The organism is Streptomyces huasconensis, from assembly GCF_021028635.1.
In the GTDB taxonomy this organism is placed as follows: Bacteria; Actinomycetota; Actinomycetes; order Streptomycetales; family Streptomycetaceae; genus Streptomyces; species Streptomyces huasconensis.
In genome coordinates, this window is sequence record NZ_CP086119.1 from 5,697,028 (window position 1) to 5,716,765 (window position 19,738).

Consider the following 19,738-nt stretch of genomic DNA (forward strand, 5'->3'; position numbering starts at 1 on the left):
AAGCGTACGAAACTGCTCCGGCCTGAAGTGTACGAAAAAGCGTACGAAACTACTTCAGGCCGGGGTACAACGGGTGCTTGTCGGCCAGGGCCGTCACGCGGGCCTTGAGGGCGTCCGCGTCGAAGCCCGGCTTGAGGGCCTCGGCGATGACGTCGGCGACCTCGCGGAAGTCCTCCGCCTGGAAGCCGCGCGTGGCGAGCGCCGGGGTGCCGATCCGCAGGCCCGAGGTGACCATCGGGGGGCGCGGGTCGTTCGGGATCGCGTTGCGGTTGACCGTGATGCCGACCTCGTGGAGGCGGTCCTCGGCCTGCTGCCCGTCCAGCTCGGAGTTGCGCAGGTCCACCAGGACCAGGTGCACGTCCGTGCCGCCGGACAGGACGTCGACGCCGACGGCCTTCGCGTCGTTCTGGACGAGGCGCTCGGCCAGGATGCGGGCGCCGTCCAGGGTGCGCTGCTGGCGCTCCTTGAACTCCTCGCTCGCCGCGACCTTGAAGGAGACGGCCTTGGCCGCGATCACGTGCTCCAGCGGGCCGCCCTGGAAGCCGGGGAAGACCGCGGAGTTCAGCTTCTTCGCGAACTCCTTGCTGCGGGCCAGGATGACACCGCCGCGCGGGCCGCCCAGAGTCTTGTGCGTGGTGGAGGTCACCACGTCCGCGTACGGCACCGGGTTCGGGTGCAGACCGGCGGCGACCAGACCGGCGAAGTGCGCCATGTCGACCCACAGGTACGCGCCGACCTCGTCGGCGATGCGGCGGAACTCGGCGAAGTCCAGGTGGCGCGGGTAGGCGGACCAGCCCGCGATGATCACCTTCGGGCTGTTCTCCTTCGCCAGGCGCTCGACCTCGGCCATGTCGACCAGGCCGGCGTCGTCCACGTGGTAGGGGACCACGTTGAACTGCTTGCCGGAGAAGTTCAGGCGCATGCCGTGGGTGAGGTGACCGCCGTGCGCCAGGTCCAGGCCGAGGATCGTGTCGCCGGGCTGGGCGATCGCGAAGAGGGCGGCCTGGTTGGCGGAGGCGCCGGAGTGCGGCTGGACGTTGGCGTACTCGGCGCCGAACAGCTCCTTGATCCGGTCGATGGCGATCTGCTCGGCGACGTCGACGTGCTCGCAGCCGCCGTAGTAGCGGCGGCCGGGGTAGCCCTCCGCGTACTTGTTGGTGAGGACCGTGCCCTGGGCCTCCATGACGGCGACCGGAGCGAAGTTCTCCGAGGCGATCATTTCCAGGGTGGACTGCTGACGGTGGAGCTCGGCGTCGACGGCGGCGGCGACCTCCGGGTCCAGCTCGTGCAGAGGGGTGTTCAGAAGCGACATCGGGAGATCCTTAGCTGCCGGAGAACTCGGTGTACTCGTCCGCGGAGAGCAGGTCCTTCGGCTCCTCCGTGGTCCGGACCTTGAAGAGCCAACCGCCCTCGAACGGCGCGGAGTTCACCAGCGACGGGTCGTCCACGACGTCCTGGTTGGCCTCGACGACCTCGCCGGTCACCGGGGAGTACAGATCGCTGACGGACTTGGTCGACTCCAGCTCGCCGCAGGTCTCGCCCGCGGTCACCGTGTCGCCGACCTCCGGAAGCTGCACGAAGACGACGTCACCGAGCGCGTTGGCCGCGTGCTCCGTGATGCCGACCGTCGAGACGCCCTCCTGGGCGTCCGACAGCCACTCGTGCTCCTTGCTGTAACGCAGCTGCTGGGGGTTGCTCATGACCTGAATTCTCCTGTACGCGGGTGGGTGCTGCGGAACGGGAAAGATGTGCGGGGGATCACGTCCGCCGTGCGGGAGACGAGCGCCGCCGGGGGTGTCACTTCTGGCGCTTGTAGAAGGGCAGCGCCACGACCTCGTACGGCTCGTGCGTACCACGGATGTCCACGCCCACACCCGGCGTGCCCGGGGCGGCGTGCTCCGCGTCGACGTACGCCATCGCGATCGGCTTGCCCAGCGTCGGGGAGGGGGCGCCGGAGGTGACCTCGCCGATGACCTTGCCGTCGGCGACCACGGAGAAGCCCGCGCGCGGGACGCGGCGGCCCTCGGCGATCAGGCCGACGAGCTTGCGCGGCGGGGCGGACTCGGCGCGCTCGGCGGCGGCCGCGAGCGCCTCGCGCCCCACGAAGGAGTCCGCCCGCGACGTCTTCTCGAACTTCACGACCCGGCCGAGCCCGGCGTCGAACGGTGTCAGCTCGGCGGTCAGCTCGTGCCCGTACAGCGGCATGCCCGCCTCCAGGCGCAGCGTGTCGCGGCAGGAGAGGCCGGCCGGGACCATGCCGACGGGGGTGCCGGCCTCCATCAGCGCGTTCCACAGCTTCTCGGCGTCGCCGGGGGAGACGAACAGCTCGAAGCCGTCCTCGCCGGTGTAGCCCGTCCGGGCGATCAGCGCGGGGACGCCCGCGACGGTGCCGGGCAGACCCGCGTAGTACTTCAGGTTGTCCAGATCGGCGTCCGTGAGGGACTTCAGGATGCCGGGGGACTCGGGGCCCTGGACGGCGAGCAGCGCGTAGGCGTCGCGGTCGTCGCGGACCTCGGCGTCGAAGCCCTCGGCGCGGGCGGTGAGGGTGTCCAGGACGACCTGCGCGTTGGAGGCGTTGGCGACGACCATGTACTCGGGGGCCTCGGCCTCCCCGAGCCGGTAGACGATCAGGTCGTCCAGGATGCCGCCGTCCTCGGCGACGATCATCGTGTAGCGGGCGCGGCCGACCCCGATGGAGCCGATGTTGCCGACCAGCGAGAAGTTCAGGAAGTCGACGGCCTCGGGGCCGGTGACGGTGATCTCGCCCATGTGGGAGAGGTCGAAGAGGCCGGCCTTGGTGCGCACGGCGTTGTGCTCGTCGCGCTCACTGCCGTACCGCAGCGGCATGTCCCAGCCCGCGAAGTCGGTCATGGTCGCGCCGAGCGCACGATGCACGGCTTGAAGAGGGCTGTGGCGCGCAGCGCCTTCGCTTGGGGTGGTGGTGGGAGACGGGTGGGAGGTCAGACGGGGGGCAGTGCTCATGAAGAAAACTCCCAGGGCATGACGGGCGAGGTCGATCCTCCCCATCTGTCATCGGAACCTGAGAGGTTCGCCGCGAGCGTCCCGGCATGCGGGACACGCGGCTTGCACCTTGGGTGGGGCCGACGGCTGCCGGCCCGCTTTTCAGATGTGCCTCGCCCGCGCGGTACGGGGCCTGAGAGATTCAAGGGAGGGACTTGCTCCTTCGGCGCCCCGGACCCATACGTGCTGGTCCGGGAACTCTCCCGCGCGGATTCAAACGGCCGGTATGGAGTTGGCGCGCACATCATTGCACGCGGCCCCGGCCGAGGGGACCTGTGGTCGCGTAATCCTCTTGTGCCGCATTACCTTCTCTTTACACTTGCCGGGGAAAGCAGTACGTGACAGCTATGGGGAGGCCGATCACGGTGCGCAGCAGGACGAGTGTCTACGCCACTACCACGGGGGTGGCGCTGCCGAAGCAGGCCGCCGCCCCGCTCCGGGAGGACTGCGGCCGACTCCCCGTGGCCGTCGTCCGTGACCTGCGCCGGCGCGCCGGGCACAGCCCGCACCGCCTCACCTTCGCCGAAGGCGACCTGGTCGTCGTCTCCGGCCTGCCCGGCGGCGGAAAGTCGACGCTCATGCGGCAGGCCGTCAGCGGCCCCCGCATCGACTCCCAGGACACCCGCGACCGCTGGGCGGCCCGCATGCCGGGATGGCTGCCGTACGCGGTCTACCGCCCCGTGGTCCGCCTCGCGCACTACGCGGGCCTGCGCCGCGCCCTGCGGTCGGGGACGAGCGTCGTCGTGCACGACTGCGGCACCCAGGCGTGGGTGCGCCGCTGGCTCGCCCGGGAGGCCGCGCGGCGCGGCAGGACGCTGCACCTGCTCCTCCTCGACGTCCCGGCGGACACCGCGCTCCAGGGCCAGCGCGAGCGCGGCCGCGGCGTCTCGCGGTACGCCTTCGCCCGGCACCGCGGAATGATCGCGCGGCTCGTGGCCGCCGCCGAGCGGGGCGACCTGCCGCGCGGCTGCGGCTCCGCGGTGCTGCTGGACCGCGCGGCGGCGCAGGTCCTGCGGGGGATCGCCTTCGACCGCTGAGGACCGGCGGCGTTAGGGTGCGAGCCGCAGGCAGAGCGGTCGCGAGCAGGGGTTGGGACAGATGGACTTTCCGGCGCAGGCACACGCCCATCCGTACATGGGATGGCCGGGCAACGAACTGGAGGAGGTCCTCGCGGCCTCCCTCGGCGCCCCCTCCTCGGCGGGTGCCCGCATCGTCGAGGTGCTGGGCCGCAGCCGCGTCTGGGTCCCGCTGCCCAACGGCGGCGGCCCCGACAGCGGCACCCTCGACCTGCCCACCCTGGAGATCGACGGACAGGCGTACGTCCCCGTCTTCACCTCCGAGCAGCAGTTCCGCCAGGCCCTCGGCGACGCGGCGGACCGCATGGGGTGCACGGTGGCGCCCGCCGTCGAGTTCGCCCGCGGCCTCCCGCCGCAGCTGGGCATCGCGCTGAACCCCGACGGCACCGTCGGCGTCCCGCTGCCGCCGCCCGCCGTGGCCGAACTGTGCCGGGCCGGCCGCACCCCGCTGGACGGGCCGGCCACCGGCGGCCGGGTCCGCCTCTTCGAGCCGGACTGGCAGGAGGACCCGGTGGACTTCCTGGCCGCCGCGGGCCGGGAGTTCGAGGCGGCGGGCGTCGTGCTCACCGCGCGCCGCTGCCTGGCCGCCATCGAGACGGACGACCCGACGCTCTTCGTCGGCGTCGAACTGACCACCTGGGAGGGCGACGCCCGCGACCTCCCCATGCAGGCCCTCTCCCGCGCCCTCACCCACACCCCGGTGCCCTGGCCGGTCAACCTGGTCCTGCTGGACGTGGCCCAGGACCCGGTGGGCGAATGGCTGCGGGCGAAGGTGCGGCCGTTCTACCTGCGCGGAGCCTGAGGAGCCGCCCCCCTGCCCCCGGCGGCGGAGGCGGCGCGTCCGCGCGGATCGACGTGACATACGTCAAGTCCGGGCCGGGATCGACGCTTAAGCTGGTTCCATGACCCGGCCGGGGCACCGCCATGCCGTCCGGTGGGGTCACGGGTTCATCGAGTCGTCGGGTTCGGCGTGAAGGGGCGGTTACGGGTGAGTGCGTCGGGCACGGCCGCGGGCGATGGAGTCTCCGCCGGTCGAGCGCAGCCGAGACCTGGGGGACAGGTCGAGCAGCTGCTGCGCCAAGTGACGCCGGGGCGTTACGACGCGTACGAGGCACTGCTGCGCGCGCTCGCCGCCGACCAGCTGTGGATGCTGCTCTGGCACGGCCAGGCCGGCTCCCCCGACGCCCAGTACGGGAACATGGAGGTCGACGGCCTCGGCTACGCCCCCTGCGTGACCTCCGCCCAGGAGCTCTCCGCCAGCGGCTGGAACCGCAGCTACGAAGTCGTGCGCGGCATCGACGTCGCCCGCACCCTGTACCCCGACCACTACGGCCTGTGGCTCAATCCGCACGCTCCCGGCGGCGGCGTCGGCATCCCCTGGCCGGACCTGCGACGGATCGCCGCCGGCCTCGACCTGCTGCCCGCGGGACCGCTCAGGCTGACCGAGCCGAGCATCGAAATCCCCCAGTTCTACGCCCTGTTGACGCAGAACGCGCACCGCACCCCCGCCGTGCGCTCGCTGCGCCGCGCCTGGGTGCAGCCCGCGCTCGGGGCGCCCTATCTGGCCATCGGCCTCGACGTGTACGACACCTCGCCGCCGTCGGTCGGCTCGGTGCGCACGATGATGCAGCAGTCCATCTCCGCCGTCCCGGACGGCCTGCCCGTGTCGACGGTCGCGATGGCCGACGACCACGACCCGGTCGCGATGTGGCTGCGTGCCAACGCCCGGCCGTTCTACGACCGCGAGGCCCAGGCCGCCCCCGCCCCGGCGGGCGGGTACGGCTACCCGGCGCAGTACTGAGCGGCGATGAGCAGGCAGAACGGACACGATGTCCGTTCTGATGGGGGTGGGGCCCTATGGGCTCCGGTGGCGTCTTGCGCCCCAACTGCCCCGTGTTCGGCCCTCGTTCAGCCACGTCCGCATAACGGAACACCTCGATCAGCATCACGGTTGCGCATCCTTTCCCAGCCAAGTCTGGTAACAGATCGCAACGTGGATGAAGACTCCCGCACCAGGGGTCTTCGCCCCTGCGTACGACGGACTGATCACGTCGCTACAGCGGCAAGTGCGGGCCGGTCACCACCGGTTGAGAGGGGTCCCTGCCACGATGACGGCACCATTGCATGACACACCTGCGGACGCGGACCCGACCGAGGACGTCGCTCCCGCAGTTGATGCAGGGGTGAAGAAGGTCGAGGGGCGGTCCCTCAAGCAGATCGCCTGGAATCGCCTGAAGCGGGACAAGGTCGCCCTAGCGGGCGGCATCACGGTGGTCCTCCTGATCCTGGTCGCGGTCTTCGCGCCCCTGATCGTGAGCCTTCTTGGCCACCCACCCAACGACTTCCACCAGGAGGAGCTCGACGAGCTGACCAACCTCCCCAAGGGGGCGCTCGGCGGTGTGAGCAGTGACTTCCTCTTCGGGGTCGAGCCCAACAAGGGCCGTGACGTCTTCAGCCGCATCGTCTACGGCGCGCGGATCTCACTCCTGGTGGCGTTCCTCGCCGCGGTCGTCGCCGTGGTGCTCGGCACGCTCTTCGGGATCATCGCCGGTTACTTCGGCGGCTGGGTCGACGCGCTGATCAGCCGGGTGATGGACGTGCTGCTCTCCTTCCCGCAGCTGCTCTTCATCATCTCCCTCGTCTCCGTGCTCCCCGACGACCTGCTCGGCCTGACCGGCTCCAGCGTGCGCGTAGCGATCCTCGTCCTGGTCATCGGCTTCTTCGGCTGGCCCTACGTCGGACGCATCGTCAGAGGCCAGACACTCTCGCTCCGCGAGCGCGAGTACGTGGAAGCGGCCCGCAGCCTCGGCGGCGGCAAGCGCCACATCCTCTTCCGGGAGCTGCTGCCCAACCTGGTCGCCCCGATCACCGTCTACGCGACGCTGATGATCCCGACCAACATCCTCACGGAGGCGGCCCTCAGCTTCCTCGGCGCCGGTGTCCGGCCGCCGACGGCCTCCTGGGGCGGCATGCTGCGCGACGCGCTGGCGACGTACGAGCACGACCCGATGTTCATGGTCTTCCCCGGGGTGACGATCTTCATCACGGTCATGGCCTTCAACCTCTTCGGTGACGGGCTGCGCGACGCGCTCGATCCGAAGGGGACGCGCTAGCAGCCCGCAACTGACTTGCCCCTGCCGCATGTCAGGCGGCTCCCACCATGGTTCTCCGGCACTCAAGGCCAAGGACCGCGAATCTCGGAGGTTACGAGAAAATGCCCACAGTTTCCTCGAAACGACGGCTCACCGCTGGTGCCGCCCTCGTGGTCGCGGCGCTGGTGACCACCACGGCGTGCGGCGGCGGTGACGGCGACGGCGACGAGTCGAAGGGTGCCGGCTACAACGCGGCGCTCAACAAGGTCGCCAACCCGTCGAAGAAGAAGGGGGGCACGCTGAGGATGGTCGGCAAGCAGGACCTCGACTCGGCCGACCCCCAGCGCACCTACTACGGCATGTCGTGGGACTTCGTGCGCTTCTACACCCGCCAGCTCGTGTCCTATGACACCAAGCCGGGGAAGGCGGGCACGAAGCTGGTCCCGGACCTCGCCACCTCCACGGCGAAGATCTCCGACGACGGCAAGACCTACACGTACAAGCTGCGCTCCGGCCTCACCTGGGAGGACGGCTCCAAGCTGACCTCCAAGGACATCAAGTACGGCATCGAGCGCTCCTGGGCGACGGACACCATCACCGGTGGTCCGGGGTACCTCCGCCACGCCCTCGACCCCGACTCGAAGTACAAGGGCCCCTACAAGGACGAGGGTGGCCTGAAGGCGATCCAGACGCCCGACGACCAGACCATCGTCTTCAAACTGCCCAAGCGCAACGGTGACTTCGAGCAGTTCCTCGCCATGCCCACCGGTTCGCCGGTGAAGAAGTCCAAGGACACCAAGGCGAAGTACACGACGCGTCCGTTCTCCTCGGGACCGTACAAGTTCCAGTCGTACAAGCCCGGCAAGAAGATCGTGCTGGTCCGCAACACGGCCTGGAAGAAGTCCTCGGACCCGATCCGTGCGGCACTGCCCGACAAGATCGACGTGACGATCTCCGCCAACCTGGAGGAGAACGACAAGAAGCTGATGGCGGGCGACTACGACGTCGACCTCAACGGCACGGGCATGACCCAGTCCGGCCGCGTCACCGCCATACAGAAGCACCGCGAGAGCGTCGACAACATGCACACGTCCTTCGTGCGCTACGTCGCCCTGGTCCACACCGCCAAGCCTTTCAACAACGTGCACTGCCGCAAGGCCGTCTTCTACGGCACGGACTTCGAGGGCCTCCAGCGGACCCGCGGCGGCAAGATCGCGGCCGGTGACATCGCCAACAGCACGTTCCCCGTGGCGATCCCCGGCCACAGCGACTATGACCCGTACGGCGTCCTGAAGCGCAAGGGCAAGCCGGACGCAGCCAAGGCCAAGGAAGAACTGAAGAAGTGCGGCAAGCCGAACGGCTTCTCGGCCAAGCTGAGCGCCCGCAGCAACAACCCGGGTGAGGTCGACGCCGCCGAGGCGCTCCAGGCCCAGCTCAAGAAGGTCGGCATCAGCGTCGAGGTCGAGTCCCTCGACGGCGCCGACAACGCCAGCATCACCGGCTCGCCGTCCGTCGTGAAGAAGCGCGGCTACAGCATGCAGATGGCCGGCTGGGGCCCCGACTTCCCGTCCGGCCAGGGCTACGCGCAGCCGCTGTTCGACAGCCGCTTCCTGATCGACAACGGCAATTACAACGAGTCGCAGATCAAGGACAAGAAGATCGACGCGCTCTTCGACAAGGCGATCGCGGAGACCGACCCGGTCAAGGCCGGCGAGATCTACAAGCAGCTCGACAAGCGGATCCTCGACAACGCCGACTGGATGCCCTTCCTCTACGAGAAGAACATCACCTGGCGCGGGCCGCGGCTGACCAACGCCTACATGTCCGACGCCTACAACGGCCGTTACGACTACGTCTCGCTCGGCGTCGTCAAGTAACCACGCCCACCGACCCGTAGTCGACCCACCGTCACTCCGCCGCCGCATTCCGCCAGTCCGAAGGGCAGGTGATGGCCCCGGGCGGCGACCGGGACTCCTCACAAGGGGGTCCCGGCCGCCGCCGGGCCGCGCACAGTGCTTGCTTATCTCATCCGGCGCCTGATCGCCGTAGTCATCATGGTGCTGGTCGTACTGCTCGCGACCTTCACCGTCTTCTTCATGCTGCCCAAGTGGGCGGGCCAGGACATCGCCGTCCTCTTCGCCGGAAAGCAGGCCGGAGCCGAGCAGCTCGCGGGCATCCGGACCAAGCTGGGCCTCGACGACCCGCTGATCGTCCAGTTCTGGGACTTCATCAAGGGCATCCCGATGGGCCGTGACTACGTCAACGGAAGCGACGTCACGCACTGCCCGGCCCCCTGCTTCGGCTACTCCTTCCGCACCGAGGCCCCGGTCTGGGAGACCCTGAAGGACGCCCTGCCCGTCACCGGCGCGCTCGCCGCGGGCGCCTGTGTGCTCTGGCTGGCCGGTGGCGTCATCACCGGCGTGATCTCCGCTCTGCGCCGGGGCACCGTCTGGGACCGCGCCGCGATGACCACCGCCCTTGCCGGTGTCTCCCTGCCCGTCTTCTTCACCGGCATGATCGCGATGGGCATCTTCGTCCACCAGCTGGGCTGGGTGAAGATCGCGGACAGCCTCAGCACCGACGACTCGGCCGGCGTCTGGCTCCAGACGCTGATCCTGCCGTGGATCGTGCTCGCCTTCCTCAACGCCGCGATGTACGCCAGGCTGACCCGCGCCACCATGCTGGAAGTACTCGGCGAGGACTACATCCGCACCGCCCGCGCCAAGGGCCTCGCCGAGTCCGCCGTCATCCGCAAGCACGCCCTGCGTTCCGCGATGACGCCGATCCTCACCGTCTTCGGCCTCGACCTCGGTGTCCTGATGGGCGGCGCCGTGCTCACCGAGTCCACGTTCAACCTGCCGGGCCTCGGCCTGGAGGCGGTCAGGGCCATCAGCAGCAAGGACCTGCCCGTCATCCTCGGCGTGACCCTGTGCGCCGCGCTCGCGATCGCCCTGGCCAACCTCGTCGTCGACCTTCTGTACGCCGTCATCGACCCGCGAGTGAGGCTGGGATGACCGAACTGTCCAAGACCGGGGCCGCGGTGGGCGAGCCCGTCGCCGGCTCCCCGGCTCCCTCCGCCTTCCTGGAGGTGCGCGACCTCAAGGTGCACTTCCCGACCGACGACGGCCTGGTCAAGTCCGTCGACGGGCTCAGCTTCTCGCTGGAGAAGGGCAAGACCCTCGGCATCGTGGGCGAGTCCGGCTCCGGCAAGTCGGTCACCTCGCTCGGCATCCTCGGCCTGCACACCGCCGGCCAGTACGGCGCCCGCAGGGCGCGGATCTCCGGCGAGATCTGGCTGGGCGGCAAGGAACTGCTGGGCGCCGACCCCACCGACGTACGCAAGATGCGCGGCCGGGAGATGGCGATGATCTTCCAGGACCCGCTCTCCGCGCTGCACCCGTACTACTCCATCGGCAAGCAGATCACCGAGGCGTACCGGGTCCACAACGACGTCGACAAGAAGACCGCCCGCAAGCGCGCGATCGAGATGCTCGACCGGGTCGGCATCCCGCAGCCCGACAAGCGCGTGGACAGCTACCCGCACGAGTTCTCCGGCGGCATGCGCCAGCGCGCGATGATCGCCATGGCGCTGGTGAACAACCCCGAGCTGCTCATCGCGGACGAGCCGACCACCGCCCTGGACGTCACCGTCCAGGCGCAGATCCTCGACCTGATCCGGGACCTGCAGAAGGAGTTCGGCTCCGCCGTCATCATGATCACGCACGACCTCGGCGTGGTCGCCGAGATGGCGGACGAACTCCTCGTCATGTACGGCGGCCGGTGCGTGGAGCGCGGCACCGCCGAGAAGGTCTTCTACGAGCCCCAGCACCCCTACACCTGGGGCCTGCTCGGTTCGATGCCCCGCATCGACCGCGAGGAGACCGAGCGGCTCATCCCGGTCAAGGGCTCACCGCCCAGCCTGATCAACCTGCCGAGCGGCTGCGCCTTCAACCCGCGCTGCCCCTACGCGGACATCCCCAAGGATCAGATCACCCGCCGCGAACGCCCCGAGCTGCGCCTTGTGGCCGACGGGCACTACTCGGCCTGCCACATGGCGCAGGACGAGCGCACCCGGATCTGGACCGAAGAGATTGCGCCGAAGCTGTGAACGATGACGTGAAGGGCCAGGAGATGACGACCCCGGCGCAGACCCCGGCCCAGACGAAGGGCGCGTCCGAGCCGCTGCTCAAGGTCGAGGGCCTGGTGAAGCACTTCCCCATCAAGAAGGGGCTGCTCCAGCGCCAGGTGGCGGCCGTCCAGGCGGTCGACGGGCTGACCTTGGACGTCCGTCCCGGGGAGACGCTCGGCGTGGTCGGCGAGTCCGGCTGCGGCAAGTCGACGATGGGCCGCCTCATCACCCGGCTCCTCGAACCGACCGGCGGCCGCATCGAGTTCGAGGGCACGGACATCACGCACCTGAACACCGGCAGGATGCGGCCGCTCCGCCGCGACGTGCAGATGATCTTCCAGGACCCGTACTCGTCGCTGAACCCGCGGCACACCATCGGCACGATCGTCGGCGCGCCCTTCAAGCTCCAGGGCGTCAAGCCCGAGGGCGGCGTGAAGAAGACCGTGCAGGAGATGCTGGAGCGCGTCGGGCTCAGCCCCGAGCACTACAACCGCTACCCGCACGAGTTCTCCGGCGGCCAGCGCCAGCGCATCGGCATCGCGCGGGCTCTCGCCCTGCGCCCCAAACTGGTCGTGGCGGACGAGCCGGTGTCGGCCCTGGACGTCTCGATCCAGGCCCAGGTGGTCAACCTCCTGGACGACCTCCAGGACGAGCTCGGTCTGACGTACGTGATCATCGCGCACGACCTGTCGGTCATCCGGCACGTCTCGGACCGCATCGCGGTGATGTACCTCGGCAAGATCGTCGAGCTGGCGGACCGCAAGGACCTCTACTCCACGCCGATGCACCCGTACACCAAGGCGCTGCTCTCCGCCGTGCCGGTGCCCGACCCCAAGCGGCGCGGCGTCAAGAGCGAGCGCATCCTGCTCCGCGGCGACGTGCCCTCGCCGATCGACCCGCCCGCCGGCTGCCGCTTCCACACGCGGTGCTGGAAGGCGACACAGATCTGCACGACGAAGGAGCCGCCGCTGATCCCGCTCGCCACGGGGCATCAGGTGGCGTGCCACCACCCGGAGAACGCGGCGGACCAGGCGCCCGAGGACACCACGCTGCTCTCGGCCGCCAAGGAGGCGGTCGAGGTGGTGACGCTGGTCGCCAAGGCGGAGGAGAAGCCGGCTCCGGAGCCGCCTGCGAAGCCGGTGGAGAAGTAACTCCGCGGCAGGACCGCCGACGACGGGAGGGTGCGAGGACATCGCACCCTCCCGTCGCGCGTCCGCGTCACCGCTCCACGACGCTCCAGCGGCCCACTTCCCGGTACGCCGAGTCGTGGACGGCCTCACCGTCACCGGGCGTCAGGGCGTAATGGCGGAGGTTGCCGCCCCAGTACCGCAGGATGCGGCCCAGTTCCTCCGCGGCCTTCCCCTCGAAGGCGTCCTCGCCCATGTCGACCTCCAGCAGGAACTTCATGGCTGCGGTGCTCCTCTCGTCGCTCTTACCGCTTTCGTCGCCTCGCGGCCCGGTGCTTCAACTTTCTCATTGAAGTCCTTTGTGAGACTTTTCGGACGCAGATTGCGGCGTGGACTGGGCTCCTGGTCCCGAAACCCTCAAATCAGGGTGAGGCCCGCGCGGAGGCCGGGCCGGGCGCGGGTAAGAATGGCGCGTGCTCCAGGACCTGTTCACCCCCTCCGTCCAGCATGCGCTGGACATCGTGGGGATCTTCGTCTTCGCGATCTCCGGCGCGCTGCTCGCCGTGCGCAAGAACTTCGACGTCTTCGGCATCGCCGTCCTCGCCGAGGTCACCGCGCTGGGCGGAGGCCTCTTCCGCGACCTGGTCATCGGGGCGGTCCCGCCGGCCGCCTTCACCGACCTCGGGTACTTCATCACCCCCCTCTTCGCGGCGGCGCTGGTCTTCTTCCTGCACCCGGAGGTGGAGCGCACCCAGCTCGCGGTGAACGTCTTCGACGCCGCCGGGCTCGGCCTCTTCTGCGTGGCGGGCACGACCAAGGCGTACGACTACGGCCTCGGCCTCACCGCGTCGGCCGCCCTCGGCCTGATGACCGCGGTGGGCGGCGGCGTGCTGCGGGACATCGTCGCCAACGAAGTGCCCTCGCTGGTCCGCTGGGACCGCGACCTGTACGCCGTGCCCGCCATCGTGGGCGCGACGATGGTCGCCCTGTGCATCCGCTACGAAGCGCTGACGGCGTTCACCAGCGGTCTCGCCGTCGTGACGACGTTCGTCCTGCGGCTGCTGGCGCTGCGCTACCACTGGCGGGCACCGCGCGCCTGGAACCGGCGCTCCACGGCCGTGGAGGCGGAGGCCCAGGAGACGCCGTAACCCGAAAAGCTACCGCTCAGTAATTGGATGTTGTACGTTGCTGCCATGGCAACGGCAGCATCGGCACCCTCACCCTCGGCGGCGTCACTCCCGGCATCGGCGCCCGCGCGCATCGGCGACAGCGAGTTCGACCGCGACACCGCGGTCACCCGCCGCGAGCCCGGCGTCTACGACACCGAGCTGTCCGCCGGGTGGACGATCATCAACGCCGTCAACGGCGGCTACCTCCTGGCCGTCCTCGGCCGCGCCCTCGCCGACGCCCTGCCGCACGCCGACCCCTTCACCATCTCCGCGCACTACCTCACCGCCTCCGCGCCCGGCCCCGCCGTGATCCGCACCGACGTGGTGCGCGCCGGCCGGACCCTCTCCACCGGGCAGGCCTCGCTCTTCCAGTACGACGAGGAGGGGCGCGAGGTCGAGCGCATCCGCGTCCTCGCCTCGTACGGAGACCTCGACGCGCTCCCCGACGACGTCCGCACCACCGCCGAGCCGCCCGCGATCCCGCCGCTCGACCAGTGCTTCGGCGCGCAGGACGCTCCCGACCACCGCCCGGTGCCCGGCAGTTCCGCCATCGCCGACCGCCTCTTCCTGAAGCTCGACCCCGCCACGCTCGGCTGGGCGCTCGGACAGCCCTCCGGCAAGGGCGAGATGCGCGCCTGGTTCGGCCTCGCCGACGGCCGCGACGCCGACCCGCTGTCGCTGCTGCTCGCGGTGGACGCGCTGCCGCCGACCGCCTTCGAGATGGGGCTGACCGGCTGGGTGCCCACAGTTGAACTCACGGTGCACGTCCGCCACCGCCCCGCCCCCGGCCCGCTGCGCGTCGCGATCACCACGCGGAACCTCGCGGGCGGCTTCCTGGAGGAGGACGCGGAGGTCTGGGACAGCGAGGACCGCCTGGTGGCCCAGTCCCGCCAGCTCGCGCGGGCCCGGCTGAGCTAGTCCCGCGCCGGCCCGGCTGAGCTGGTCCCGCCCGGCCTCCGGGGGGCCGTATCCGTACGCGATCCTGGTCCGCGTGAAATCCGACCGGCTGCTCTCGATCCTGCTCCTGCTCCAAACGCGCGGCCGGGTGCCCGCGCACGAGCTGGCGGCCCGGCTCGACGTCTCCGTCCGCACCATCTACCGGGACATCGAGGCCCTGTCCGCCTCCGGTGTCCCGGTGTACGCCGAGCGCGGGCGGCACGGCGGCATCGAACTGCTCGCCGGGTTCCGCACCGACGTGACGGGGCTGACCGCCGATGAGTCGCGGGCCTTGTTCGTCCTCGCCGCGCAGGGCGCGCACACCGCGCTCGGCCTGGACCAAGCGCTCGGCAGCGCGCTGCGCAAGGTCATGGCCGCGCTGCCCGAACCGCACCGCCCGGGCGCGGAGTTGGCGAGCCGCCGCATCCTCGTGGACGCCTCCCGCTGGATGAAGGGACCCCTCCCTGTCGACCTGGAGGTGCTCCAGGACGCGGTCTTCGCCGACCGCCGGCTGCGGCTGCGCTACCGGCACAGCGGCGCCGCGCAGGCGCGTACGTACACCGTCGACCCGTACGGCCTGGTGTGCAAGGCCGGCATCTGGTACCTCGTCGCCGACCGGCGCGGCACGCCGCGCCTCTTCCGGGCCGACCGTATCCGCTCGGCGGCCGTCACCGACGCCCCGGTGCGACGGCGCCCGGGCGTCGAACTGGCGGACGTGTGGGCGGTGTTGAAGCACGCGGTGGAGAACCGGCCGGGCGGCCTCAAGGTGACGGTCCGGGTGCGGCGCGCCCGCTACGACCTGTTCCTGCGCGTCATCGGCAAGTCGGTCACCCGTCTGCCGGAGGACCACGACGGCGAGAGCGAGTGGCTCACGGTCCGCCTCGCCTTCGAAGCCGTGGGCGAGGCGCGGACCCTGCTGCCGTTCGCCGACGAGGTCGAGGTGGTCTCACCGCCCGAGGTGCGCGCCGAACTCGCCCGTGCGGCCGCCGCCGTCACCCGGCTGTACGCAGGAAACGAGCCAGCTCCGCGGTGAGTTCGGCGGGCGCGTCCTCCTGTACGAGGTGGCCCGCGCCCTCGATCAGGCGCAGCTCGGCGCCGGGGATCGCCGCGGCCAGTTCATGGCCGCGCTCCACCGGAATCCAGGTGTCGTCGGTGCCCCAGCAGATCAGCACCGGAAGGTCCAACTCCCCGTACCTGCCCTGGATCTCGTCGGTGTACCGCTGGTCGTTCTGCTCGATCTGCCGGTAGAAGGCGGGCTGCCCCTCGGCCGTGCACCAGGGTGCCACCAGCCGGTCGAGCACCGCGGGGTGCAGCCCGCGCTGGCTCGCCGAGCCGACGTACTCGCGTACGAGCGCCTCGTGCAGGTTGGCCGGCAGCTGTCCGAAGACCTCGGCGTGCGCGCCGAGGAGCCGGTAGGCGGGGGAGCCCCAGGGGGCGAGGGCCACGGGGTCGACGAGGGCGAGGCGCGCGTAGCGGGCGCCGTGCAGCAGGTGCGCGCGCAGGGCGACGCAGCCGCCGAAGTCGTGGGCGAGGACGGCGGGCCGCTCGAGCCCCCAGTGGCCGAGCAGCTCGGTGAGGACCCGGCCCTGCGCGGCGAGCGAGACGTCCTGCCCCTGCCGCATCTCGGAGGCGCCGTATCCGGCCAGGTCCCAGACATGCACGCGGTGTTCGCGCGCGAGGGCACGGGCGACGCCGCGCCAGACGTACGACGAGAAGGGGGTGCCGTGGACCAGGACGACGGGCGGGGCGTCGGCGGGGCCGAGCGCGGCCCAGCGGACGGTGCCCGAGGAGCTGGGGAAGGTGTGGTCGAGGGCCCACGGGTCGGGGTTCGGGGTCTCCTGTGCGGTGGCCATGACCGAAGAGGCTAGTTGCCCCTTACGTAGGAGTCGAGGGCCCGCAGCGGATCAGGGTGGGGTGGATTCAGTGTTCGTCCAGCCAGTGGCGGCGGCCGAGGCTGATCAGGCGCAGCTGCCGGCGCGCTCTGGACGCCACCCGTTCCGCCGCCCCGGGACCGGCGCCCGCCTCGCCCGCTTCCAGGAGTGCCGACGCGGTCATCACCATGTGGTCGACGTACATCCCGGCGAGCATCAGCAGATCGTCCTCGGCCCAGCCCGCCGCCTCCGGCTCGCGCGCGAACTGGTCCTTCACCTCCTGGGCGAACAGGGCGAGTTGGCCGCCTATCGCGGCGCGCACCGCCTGCACACCGCCGTGCTGCTCGCGGGCGATGAACCGGACGTGGGCGGGATGGGTGCGGACGTACGCGGCGATCAGCTCGACGGTGGCCGCGATGCGCTCCTCCCCGTCGTCCTCGCCCGCGCGGTCGCCGGTCGCCGAGAGCAGGGCGGTGAGGGCCGTGTGCAGGCTGCCGAGCGCCTCCTCGACGAGCGCCACGCCCAGGTCGGCCATGTCGCGGAAGTGCCGGTAGAAGGCCGTGGGGGCGACCCCCGCGGCGCGGGTGACCTCGCGCAGGCCCAGGCTGCTCAGGCTCTGCTCCTCCAGCAGCCGGAGTGCCGCGTCGAGGAGTGCCTGCCGGGTCTTCTGCTTCTGGGCCTGCCGGACGCCGAGGGTGTGACTCATGCCATGCAGTTAACAACTGTTCTCCGAGTTTTGAAAGCGCGGAGACGGCTACTCTGCAAGTCAGTGAACAGTTGTTACCACAAGCGTTCACCGAACGGTTCCCGGCCGCCCGGGCCCGTTCACCGATTGGAGAGGGATCTCATGCTCTTCCTTGTCGCCGCCCTGCTCCTGCTGGGTGTCGCCATGGGTTCCGTGGCCCACCTCCCGCCGCCGGTCACGCTGGCCGCCGCCGTGGTCATCGGCGTCTGGCTCGCGGTCTTCGCGATCCGTGAGCGCCACACGCGTCACCACCACTGACCGACCGAGCCGGAAGGAGCCCGACCATGACACTCACCGCCGAACGCACTGCCGGAAGTACTGCTGACCGCACCGCTCAACGCGCGGGTGAGCGCACCGCCGAGCGCGGCACGGGCCGTGTCCCGGAGCGCCCCACCGGCCGCCGTGACACCGACGGCATGGCTGTCGCCTCCTTCGTCTGCGGCCTGCTCGGCCTGCTCGTCCTGAACGTCTTCCTCGGCCCCGTCGCGATCGTCCTCGCGGGCCTCGCCCTGTGGCGCGGTACCGCCCGAAGGGGCCGTGCGCTGCTCGGACTCGGGCTCGGCGTGGCCGACCTCGTCGTCCTCGGTGTGCTCGTCTCGATGGACAACACCGTGTCCTGGGGTCTCGCGGGCTGATACCGCGGGGTCGTACGGCGCCGTGCGACTCGTAGAATCGTGCGCACCATGGCCTACCTCGATCACGCAGCGACCACACCGATGCTCCCGGAGGCGATCGCGGCGATGACCGCGCAGATCGCCGTCACCGGCAACGCCTCCTCGCTGCACGCGGCGGGCCGCCGGGCGCGCCGCACCGTCGAGGAGGCCCGCGAGACCCTCGCCGAGTCGCTCGGCGCCCGCCCCAGCGAGGTCGTCTTCACCTCGGGGGGCACCGAGGCCGACAACCTCGCGGTGAAGGGCCTGTACTGGGCCCGCCGCGACGCGGACCCGGCCCGCACCCGCGTCCTCGCCAGCCCCGTCGAACACCACGCCGTCCTCGACGCCGTCCACTGGCTCGGGGAGCACGAGGGCGCCACCGTCGAGTACCTCCCCGTCGATACCCACGGCCGCGTCCACCCCGAAGCGCTGCGCGAGGCGATCGCACGCGACCCCGCCGACGTCGCCCTGGCCACCGTCATGTGGGCCAACAACGAGATCGGCACGATCCAGCCGGTCCGCGAACTGGCCGACGTCGCCGCGGAGTTCGACGTCCCGCTGCACGCCGACGCCGTGCAGGCCTACGGCCAGCTCCCCGTCGACTTCGGCGCCTCCGGGCTCGCCGCGATGACCGTCTCCGGCCACAAGATCGGCGGGCCGTACGGCATCGGGGCGCTCCTGCTCGGCCGTGAGTACAGCCCCGTGCCCGTGCTGCACGGCGGCGGCCAGGAGCGGCATGTGCGCTCCGGGACGCTCGACGTGCCCGCCGTCGCGGCCTTCGCCGTCGCGGGGGAGTACGCCGCCGAGCACCGCGAGCGCTTCGCCGCCGAGATCGGCGCTCTCCGCGACGACCTGGTGGCCGTGGTCCGCGCGGCGGTCCCCGAGGCGGTCCTCGGCGGCGACCCGTCCCCGGCCGGCCGCCTGCCCGCCAACGCGCACTTCTCCTTCCCCGGCTGCGAGGGCGACTCCCTGCTGCTGCTGCTCGACGCGCAGGGCATCGCGTGCTCCACCGGATCGGCGTGCACGGCGGGCGTCGCCCAGCCCAGCCACGTCGTGCTCGCCACGGGCACCGACCCCGACCTGGCACGCGGCACGCTCCGCTTCTCCCTCGGCCACACGTCGACGAAGGCGGACGTGGACGCGGTGGCCGCGGCGATCGGCCCGGCGGTGGAGCGGGCGCGCACGGCGGGCCTGAGCTAGGCCTTCTCTGCCCTCTCCGCTTTCTTCGCCGGTCCGTCGCGCGCGGTGCGCACCAGGCGTATGTACCGGTCCCAGTCCCAGTGCGGGCCCGGGTCCGTGTGGTCCGTGCCCGGCACCTCCACGTGACCGATGATGTGCTCCCGGTCGACCGGGATGTCGTACCGCTCGCAGATCCCGGCCGTCAGCCGCGCCGAGGAGGCGTACATCGCGTCCGTGAACGACGACTTGTCGTCGACGAAGCCCTCGTGCTCGATGCCGACGCTGCGTTCGTTGTAACGCCTGTTGCCCGCGTGGAACGCCACGTCCAGCTCGCGGATCATCTGGGCGACGTGGCCGTCCTTGCGGACCACGTAGTGCGTGGCGGCGCCGTGGCTCGGGTCCTTGAAGACGCGCAGCGCCGTGGCGTAACCACCCTGGACGACGTGGATGATGACGCGGTCGATGCCGTAGTCGTCGGGGCGGTCCGCTCGGCGCCAGTTGTAGTCCGAGGCGGCGGTCCACTGCGCGCCCTTGGCGTCGACCTCGCCCTCCTTGCGCCTCTTGACGACACCGGGCATGCGCCACCACAGCCGCCCCAGGTCGTCCCGGGCGAGCACGGCCGTGCCGGCGGCGGCGACGCCACCGCCGATCAGCAGGGCGCGCCGGCTGACTCCGCGGCTCCCCGGCTTCTGCCCCTCTGATTCCCCCATGTGATCGTCAACGCTTGGTCACGGGCTCAC

At 70.8% G+C, this 19,738-nt stretch carries 21 protein-coding genes and 2 riboswitches; of the genes, 14 read left to right on the forward strand and 7 right to left on the reverse strand.

Translation table 11 applies throughout. The annotated features are described in order from the left end of the window. Nucleotides 1–49: 49 nt before the first annotated feature. The 3 genes from glyA to gcvT form a co-directional block, all read right to left on the reverse strand. Nucleotides 50–1,312, reverse strand: coding sequence for a serine hydroxymethyltransferase (gene glyA, locus J2N69_RS26020; protein WP_230902888.1), 1,263 nt, complete (start codon nucleotides 1,310–1,312; stop codon nucleotides 50–52). A 10-nt stretch (nucleotides 1,313–1,322) separates the two neighbouring features. Further along, on the reverse strand, nucleotides 1,323–1,700 hold the full coding sequence (gcvH, locus tag J2N69_RS26025; RefSeq protein ID WP_127909572.1) for a glycine cleavage system protein GcvH: 378 nt from the start codon (nucleotides 1,698–1,700) through the stop codon (nucleotides 1,323–1,325). A 97-nt stretch (nucleotides 1,701–1,797) separates the two neighbouring features. Continuing rightward, complete coding sequence (gene gcvT / locus J2N69_RS26030) at nucleotides 1,798–2,982, reverse strand: glycine cleavage system aminomethyltransferase GcvT (RefSeq protein WP_269075633.1); 1,185 nt, start codon at nucleotides 2,980–2,982, stop codon at nucleotides 1,798–1,800. A gap of 35 nt (nucleotides 2,983–3,017) precedes the next feature. Beyond that, a riboswitch (glycine riboswitch) is annotated at nucleotides 3,018–3,133 on the reverse strand. Continuing rightward, nucleotides 3,134–3,237: riboswitch (glycine riboswitch) on the reverse strand. It abuts the riboswitch before it with no gap. Nucleotides 3,238–3,368: 131 nt separating this feature from the next. On the opposite strand from gcvT, the gene J2N69_RS26035 reads away from it, so the two are divergent. The 8 genes from J2N69_RS26035 to J2N69_RS26070 all read left to right on the forward strand — a co-directional run bounded on the left by J2N69_RS26035 (nucleotide 3,369) and on the right by J2N69_RS26070 (nucleotide 12,469). After that, nucleotides 3,369–4,058 (forward strand): AAA family ATPase, encoded by a 690-nt coding sequence (locus J2N69_RS26035; RefSeq protein WP_408056916.1) that lies wholly within the window; start codon nucleotides 3,369–3,371, stop codon nucleotides 4,056–4,058. A gap of 61 nt (nucleotides 4,059–4,119) precedes the next feature. Beyond that, nucleotides 4,120–4,899, forward strand: coding sequence for an enhanced serine sensitivity protein SseB (locus J2N69_RS26040; protein WP_230902889.1), 780 nt, complete (start codon nucleotides 4,120–4,122; stop codon nucleotides 4,897–4,899). Nucleotides 4,900–5,085: 186 nt separating this feature from the next. Next, entirely contained in the window at nucleotides 5,086–5,898 is an 813-nt protein-coding gene (locus J2N69_RS26045; protein ID WP_408056799.1) for an enhanced serine sensitivity protein SseB C-terminal domain-containing protein, read from the forward strand. A gap of 307 nt (nucleotides 5,899–6,205) precedes the next feature. Next, nucleotides 6,206–7,210: an ABC transporter permease gene (locus J2N69_RS26050; protein ID WP_230902890.1), complete on the forward strand. Its 1,005-nt coding sequence runs from the start codon at nucleotides 6,206–6,208 to the stop codon at nucleotides 7,208–7,210. Between the two features lie 101 nt (nucleotides 7,211–7,311). After that, nucleotides 7,312–9,066 (forward strand): ABC transporter substrate-binding protein, encoded by a 1,755-nt coding sequence (locus J2N69_RS26055; protein WP_230902891.1) that lies wholly within the window; start codon nucleotides 7,312–7,314, stop codon nucleotides 9,064–9,066. A gap of 135 nt (nucleotides 9,067–9,201) precedes the next feature. Beyond that, nucleotides 9,202–10,203 carry an ABC transporter permease gene (locus tag J2N69_RS26060; RefSeq protein WP_230902892.1) on the forward strand — a complete coding sequence of 334 codons (1,002 nt, stop codon included), beginning with the start codon at nucleotides 9,202–9,204 and terminating at the stop codon, nucleotides 10,201–10,203. Beyond that, a complete protein-coding gene (locus J2N69_RS26065) occupies nucleotides 10,200–11,297 on the forward strand; it encodes an ABC transporter ATP-binding protein (RefSeq protein WP_230902893.1) in 1,098 nt (365 codons plus the stop codon). Before J2N69_RS26060 ends, J2N69_RS26065 begins: the two co-directional genes overlap by 4 nt. Nucleotides 11,298–11,320: 23 nt before the next feature. Then, the gene (locus J2N69_RS26070) at nucleotides 11,321–12,469 is read left to right on the forward strand and encodes an ABC transporter ATP-binding protein (protein WP_230904877.1); all 1,149 of its coding nucleotides are present in this window, start codon (nucleotides 11,321–11,323) and stop codon (nucleotides 12,467–12,469) included. A gap of 67 nt (nucleotides 12,470–12,536) precedes the next feature. Here J2N69_RS26070 and J2N69_RS26075 read toward each other — a convergent pair whose 3' ends face one another. Next, nucleotides 12,537–12,725, reverse strand: coding sequence for a hypothetical protein (locus J2N69_RS26075; RefSeq protein ID WP_127909565.1), 189 nt, complete (start codon nucleotides 12,723–12,725; stop codon nucleotides 12,537–12,539). A gap of 193 nt (nucleotides 12,726–12,918) precedes the next feature. Between J2N69_RS26075 and J2N69_RS26080 the strand changes: the two genes are divergently transcribed. The 3 genes from J2N69_RS26080 to J2N69_RS26090 all read left to right on the forward strand — a co-directional run bounded on the left by J2N69_RS26080 (nucleotide 12,919) and on the right by J2N69_RS26090 (nucleotide 15,583). Next, nucleotides 12,919–13,593 carry a trimeric intracellular cation channel family protein gene (locus J2N69_RS26080; protein ID WP_230902894.1) on the forward strand — a complete coding sequence of 225 codons (675 nt, stop codon included), beginning with the start codon at nucleotides 12,919–12,921 and terminating at the stop codon, nucleotides 13,591–13,593. A gap of 45 nt (nucleotides 13,594–13,638) precedes the next feature. Further along, nucleotides 13,639–14,532: a thioesterase family protein gene (locus J2N69_RS26085; RefSeq protein WP_230902895.1), complete on the forward strand. Its 894-nt coding sequence runs from the start codon at nucleotides 13,639–13,641 to the stop codon at nucleotides 14,530–14,532. Between the two features lie 73 nt (nucleotides 14,533–14,605). Continuing rightward, nucleotides 14,606–15,583 (forward strand): helix-turn-helix transcriptional regulator, encoded by a 978-nt coding sequence (locus tag J2N69_RS26090; RefSeq protein ID WP_230902896.1) that lies wholly within the window; start codon nucleotides 14,606–14,608, stop codon nucleotides 15,581–15,583. Here J2N69_RS26090 and J2N69_RS26095 read toward each other — a convergent pair. Together J2N69_RS26095 and J2N69_RS26100 are read right to left on the reverse strand one after the other, a co-directional pair. Beyond that, a complete protein-coding gene (locus J2N69_RS26095; RefSeq protein ID WP_230902897.1) occupies nucleotides 15,543–16,403 on the reverse strand; it encodes an alpha/beta fold hydrolase in 861 nt (286 codons plus the stop codon). The genes J2N69_RS26090 and J2N69_RS26095 overlap by 41 nt on opposite strands. A gap of 67 nt (nucleotides 16,404–16,470) precedes the next feature. Next, nucleotides 16,471–17,127: a TetR family transcriptional regulator gene (locus tag J2N69_RS26100; protein ID WP_230902898.1), complete on the reverse strand. Its 657-nt coding sequence runs from the start codon at nucleotides 17,125–17,127 to the stop codon at nucleotides 16,471–16,473. 141 nt (nucleotides 17,128–17,268) lie between these two features. Between J2N69_RS26100 and J2N69_RS26105 the strand changes: the two genes are divergently transcribed. The 3 genes from J2N69_RS26105 (at nucleotide 17,269) to J2N69_RS26115 (ending at nucleotide 19,019) form a co-directional block, all read left to right on the forward strand. After that, nucleotides 17,269–17,424, forward strand: coding sequence for a hypothetical protein (locus J2N69_RS26105; RefSeq protein ID WP_167515828.1), 156 nt, complete (start codon nucleotides 17,269–17,271; stop codon nucleotides 17,422–17,424). A 158-nt stretch (nucleotides 17,425–17,582) separates the two neighbouring features. Next, on the forward strand, nucleotides 17,583–17,801 hold the full coding sequence (locus J2N69_RS26110) for a DUF4190 domain-containing protein (RefSeq protein WP_230904878.1): 219 nt from the start codon (nucleotides 17,583–17,585) through the stop codon (nucleotides 17,799–17,801). A gap of 48 nt (nucleotides 17,802–17,849) precedes the next feature. After that, a complete protein-coding gene (locus J2N69_RS26115) occupies nucleotides 17,850–19,019 on the forward strand; it encodes a cysteine desulfurase family protein (protein WP_230902899.1) in 1,170 nt (389 codons plus the stop codon). Here the strand turns inward: J2N69_RS26115 and J2N69_RS26120 are convergent. Beyond that, nucleotides 19,016–19,708 carry an N-acetylmuramoyl-L-alanine amidase gene (locus J2N69_RS26120; protein ID WP_230902900.1) on the reverse strand — a complete coding sequence of 231 codons (693 nt, stop codon included), beginning with the start codon at nucleotides 19,706–19,708 and terminating at the stop codon, nucleotides 19,016–19,018. The genes J2N69_RS26115 and J2N69_RS26120 overlap by 4 nt on opposite strands. Between the last annotated feature and the right edge of the window lie 30 nt (nucleotides 19,709–19,738).

What these genes read in the sequence shown, in the direction of transcription:
- glyA (WP_230902888.1), bottom strand. Translation starts at nt 1,312, where the DNA reads ATGTCGCTTCTGAACACCCCTCTGCACGAGCTGGACCCGGAGGTCGCC.
- gcvH (WP_127909572.1), bottom strand. Translation starts at nt 1,700, where the DNA reads ATGAGCAACCCCCAGCAGCTGCGTTACAGCAAGGAGCACGAGTGGCTG.
- gcvT (WP_269075633.1), bottom strand. Translation starts at nt 2,982, where the DNA reads ATGAGCACTGCCCCCCGTCTGACCTCCCACCCGTCTCCCACCACCACC.
- J2N69_RS26035 (WP_408056916.1), top strand. Translation starts at nt 3,369, where the DNA reads ATGGGGAGGCCGATCACGGTGCGCAGCAGGACGAGTGTCTACGCCACT.
- J2N69_RS26040 (WP_230902889.1), top strand. Translation starts at nt 4,120, where the DNA reads ATGGACTTTCCGGCGCAGGCACACGCCCATCCGTACATGGGATGGCCG.
- J2N69_RS26050 (WP_230902890.1), top strand. Translation starts at nt 6,206, where the DNA reads ATGACGGCACCATTGCATGACACACCTGCGGACGCGGACCCGACCGAG.
- J2N69_RS26055 (WP_230902891.1), top strand. Translation starts at nt 7,312, where the DNA reads ATGCCCACAGTTTCCTCGAAACGACGGCTCACCGCTGGTGCCGCCCTC.
- J2N69_RS26065 (WP_230902893.1), top strand. Translation starts at nt 10,200, where the DNA reads ATGACCGAACTGTCCAAGACCGGGGCCGCGGTGGGCGAGCCCGTCGCC.
- J2N69_RS26070 (WP_230904877.1), top strand. Translation starts at nt 11,321, where the DNA reads ATGACGACCCCGGCGCAGACCCCGGCCCAGACGAAGGGCGCGTCCGAG.
- J2N69_RS26075 (WP_127909565.1), bottom strand. Translation starts at nt 12,725, where the DNA reads ATGAAGTTCCTGCTGGAGGTCGACATGGGCGAGGACGCCTTCGAGGGG.
- J2N69_RS26085 (WP_230902895.1), top strand. Translation starts at nt 13,639, where the DNA reads ATGGCAACGGCAGCATCGGCACCCTCACCCTCGGCGGCGTCACTCCCG.
- J2N69_RS26095 (WP_230902897.1), bottom strand. Translation starts at nt 16,403, where the DNA reads ATGGCCACCGCACAGGAGACCCCGAACCCCGACCCGTGGGCCCTCGAC.
- J2N69_RS26100 (WP_230902898.1), bottom strand. Translation starts at nt 17,127, where the DNA reads ATGAGTCACACCCTCGGCGTCCGGCAGGCCCAGAAGCAGAAGACCCGG.
- J2N69_RS26105 (WP_167515828.1), top strand. Translation starts at nt 17,269, where the DNA reads ATGCTCTTCCTTGTCGCCGCCCTGCTCCTGCTGGGTGTCGCCATGGGT.
- J2N69_RS26110 (WP_230904878.1), top strand. Translation starts at nt 17,583, where the DNA reads ATGGCTGTCGCCTCCTTCGTCTGCGGCCTGCTCGGCCTGCTCGTCCTG.
- J2N69_RS26115 (WP_230902899.1), top strand. Translation starts at nt 17,850, where the DNA reads ATGGCCTACCTCGATCACGCAGCGACCACACCGATGCTCCCGGAGGCG.
- J2N69_RS26120 (WP_230902900.1), bottom strand. Translation starts at nt 19,708, where the DNA reads ATGGGGGAATCAGAGGGGCAGAAGCCGGGGAGCCGCGGAGTCAGCCGG.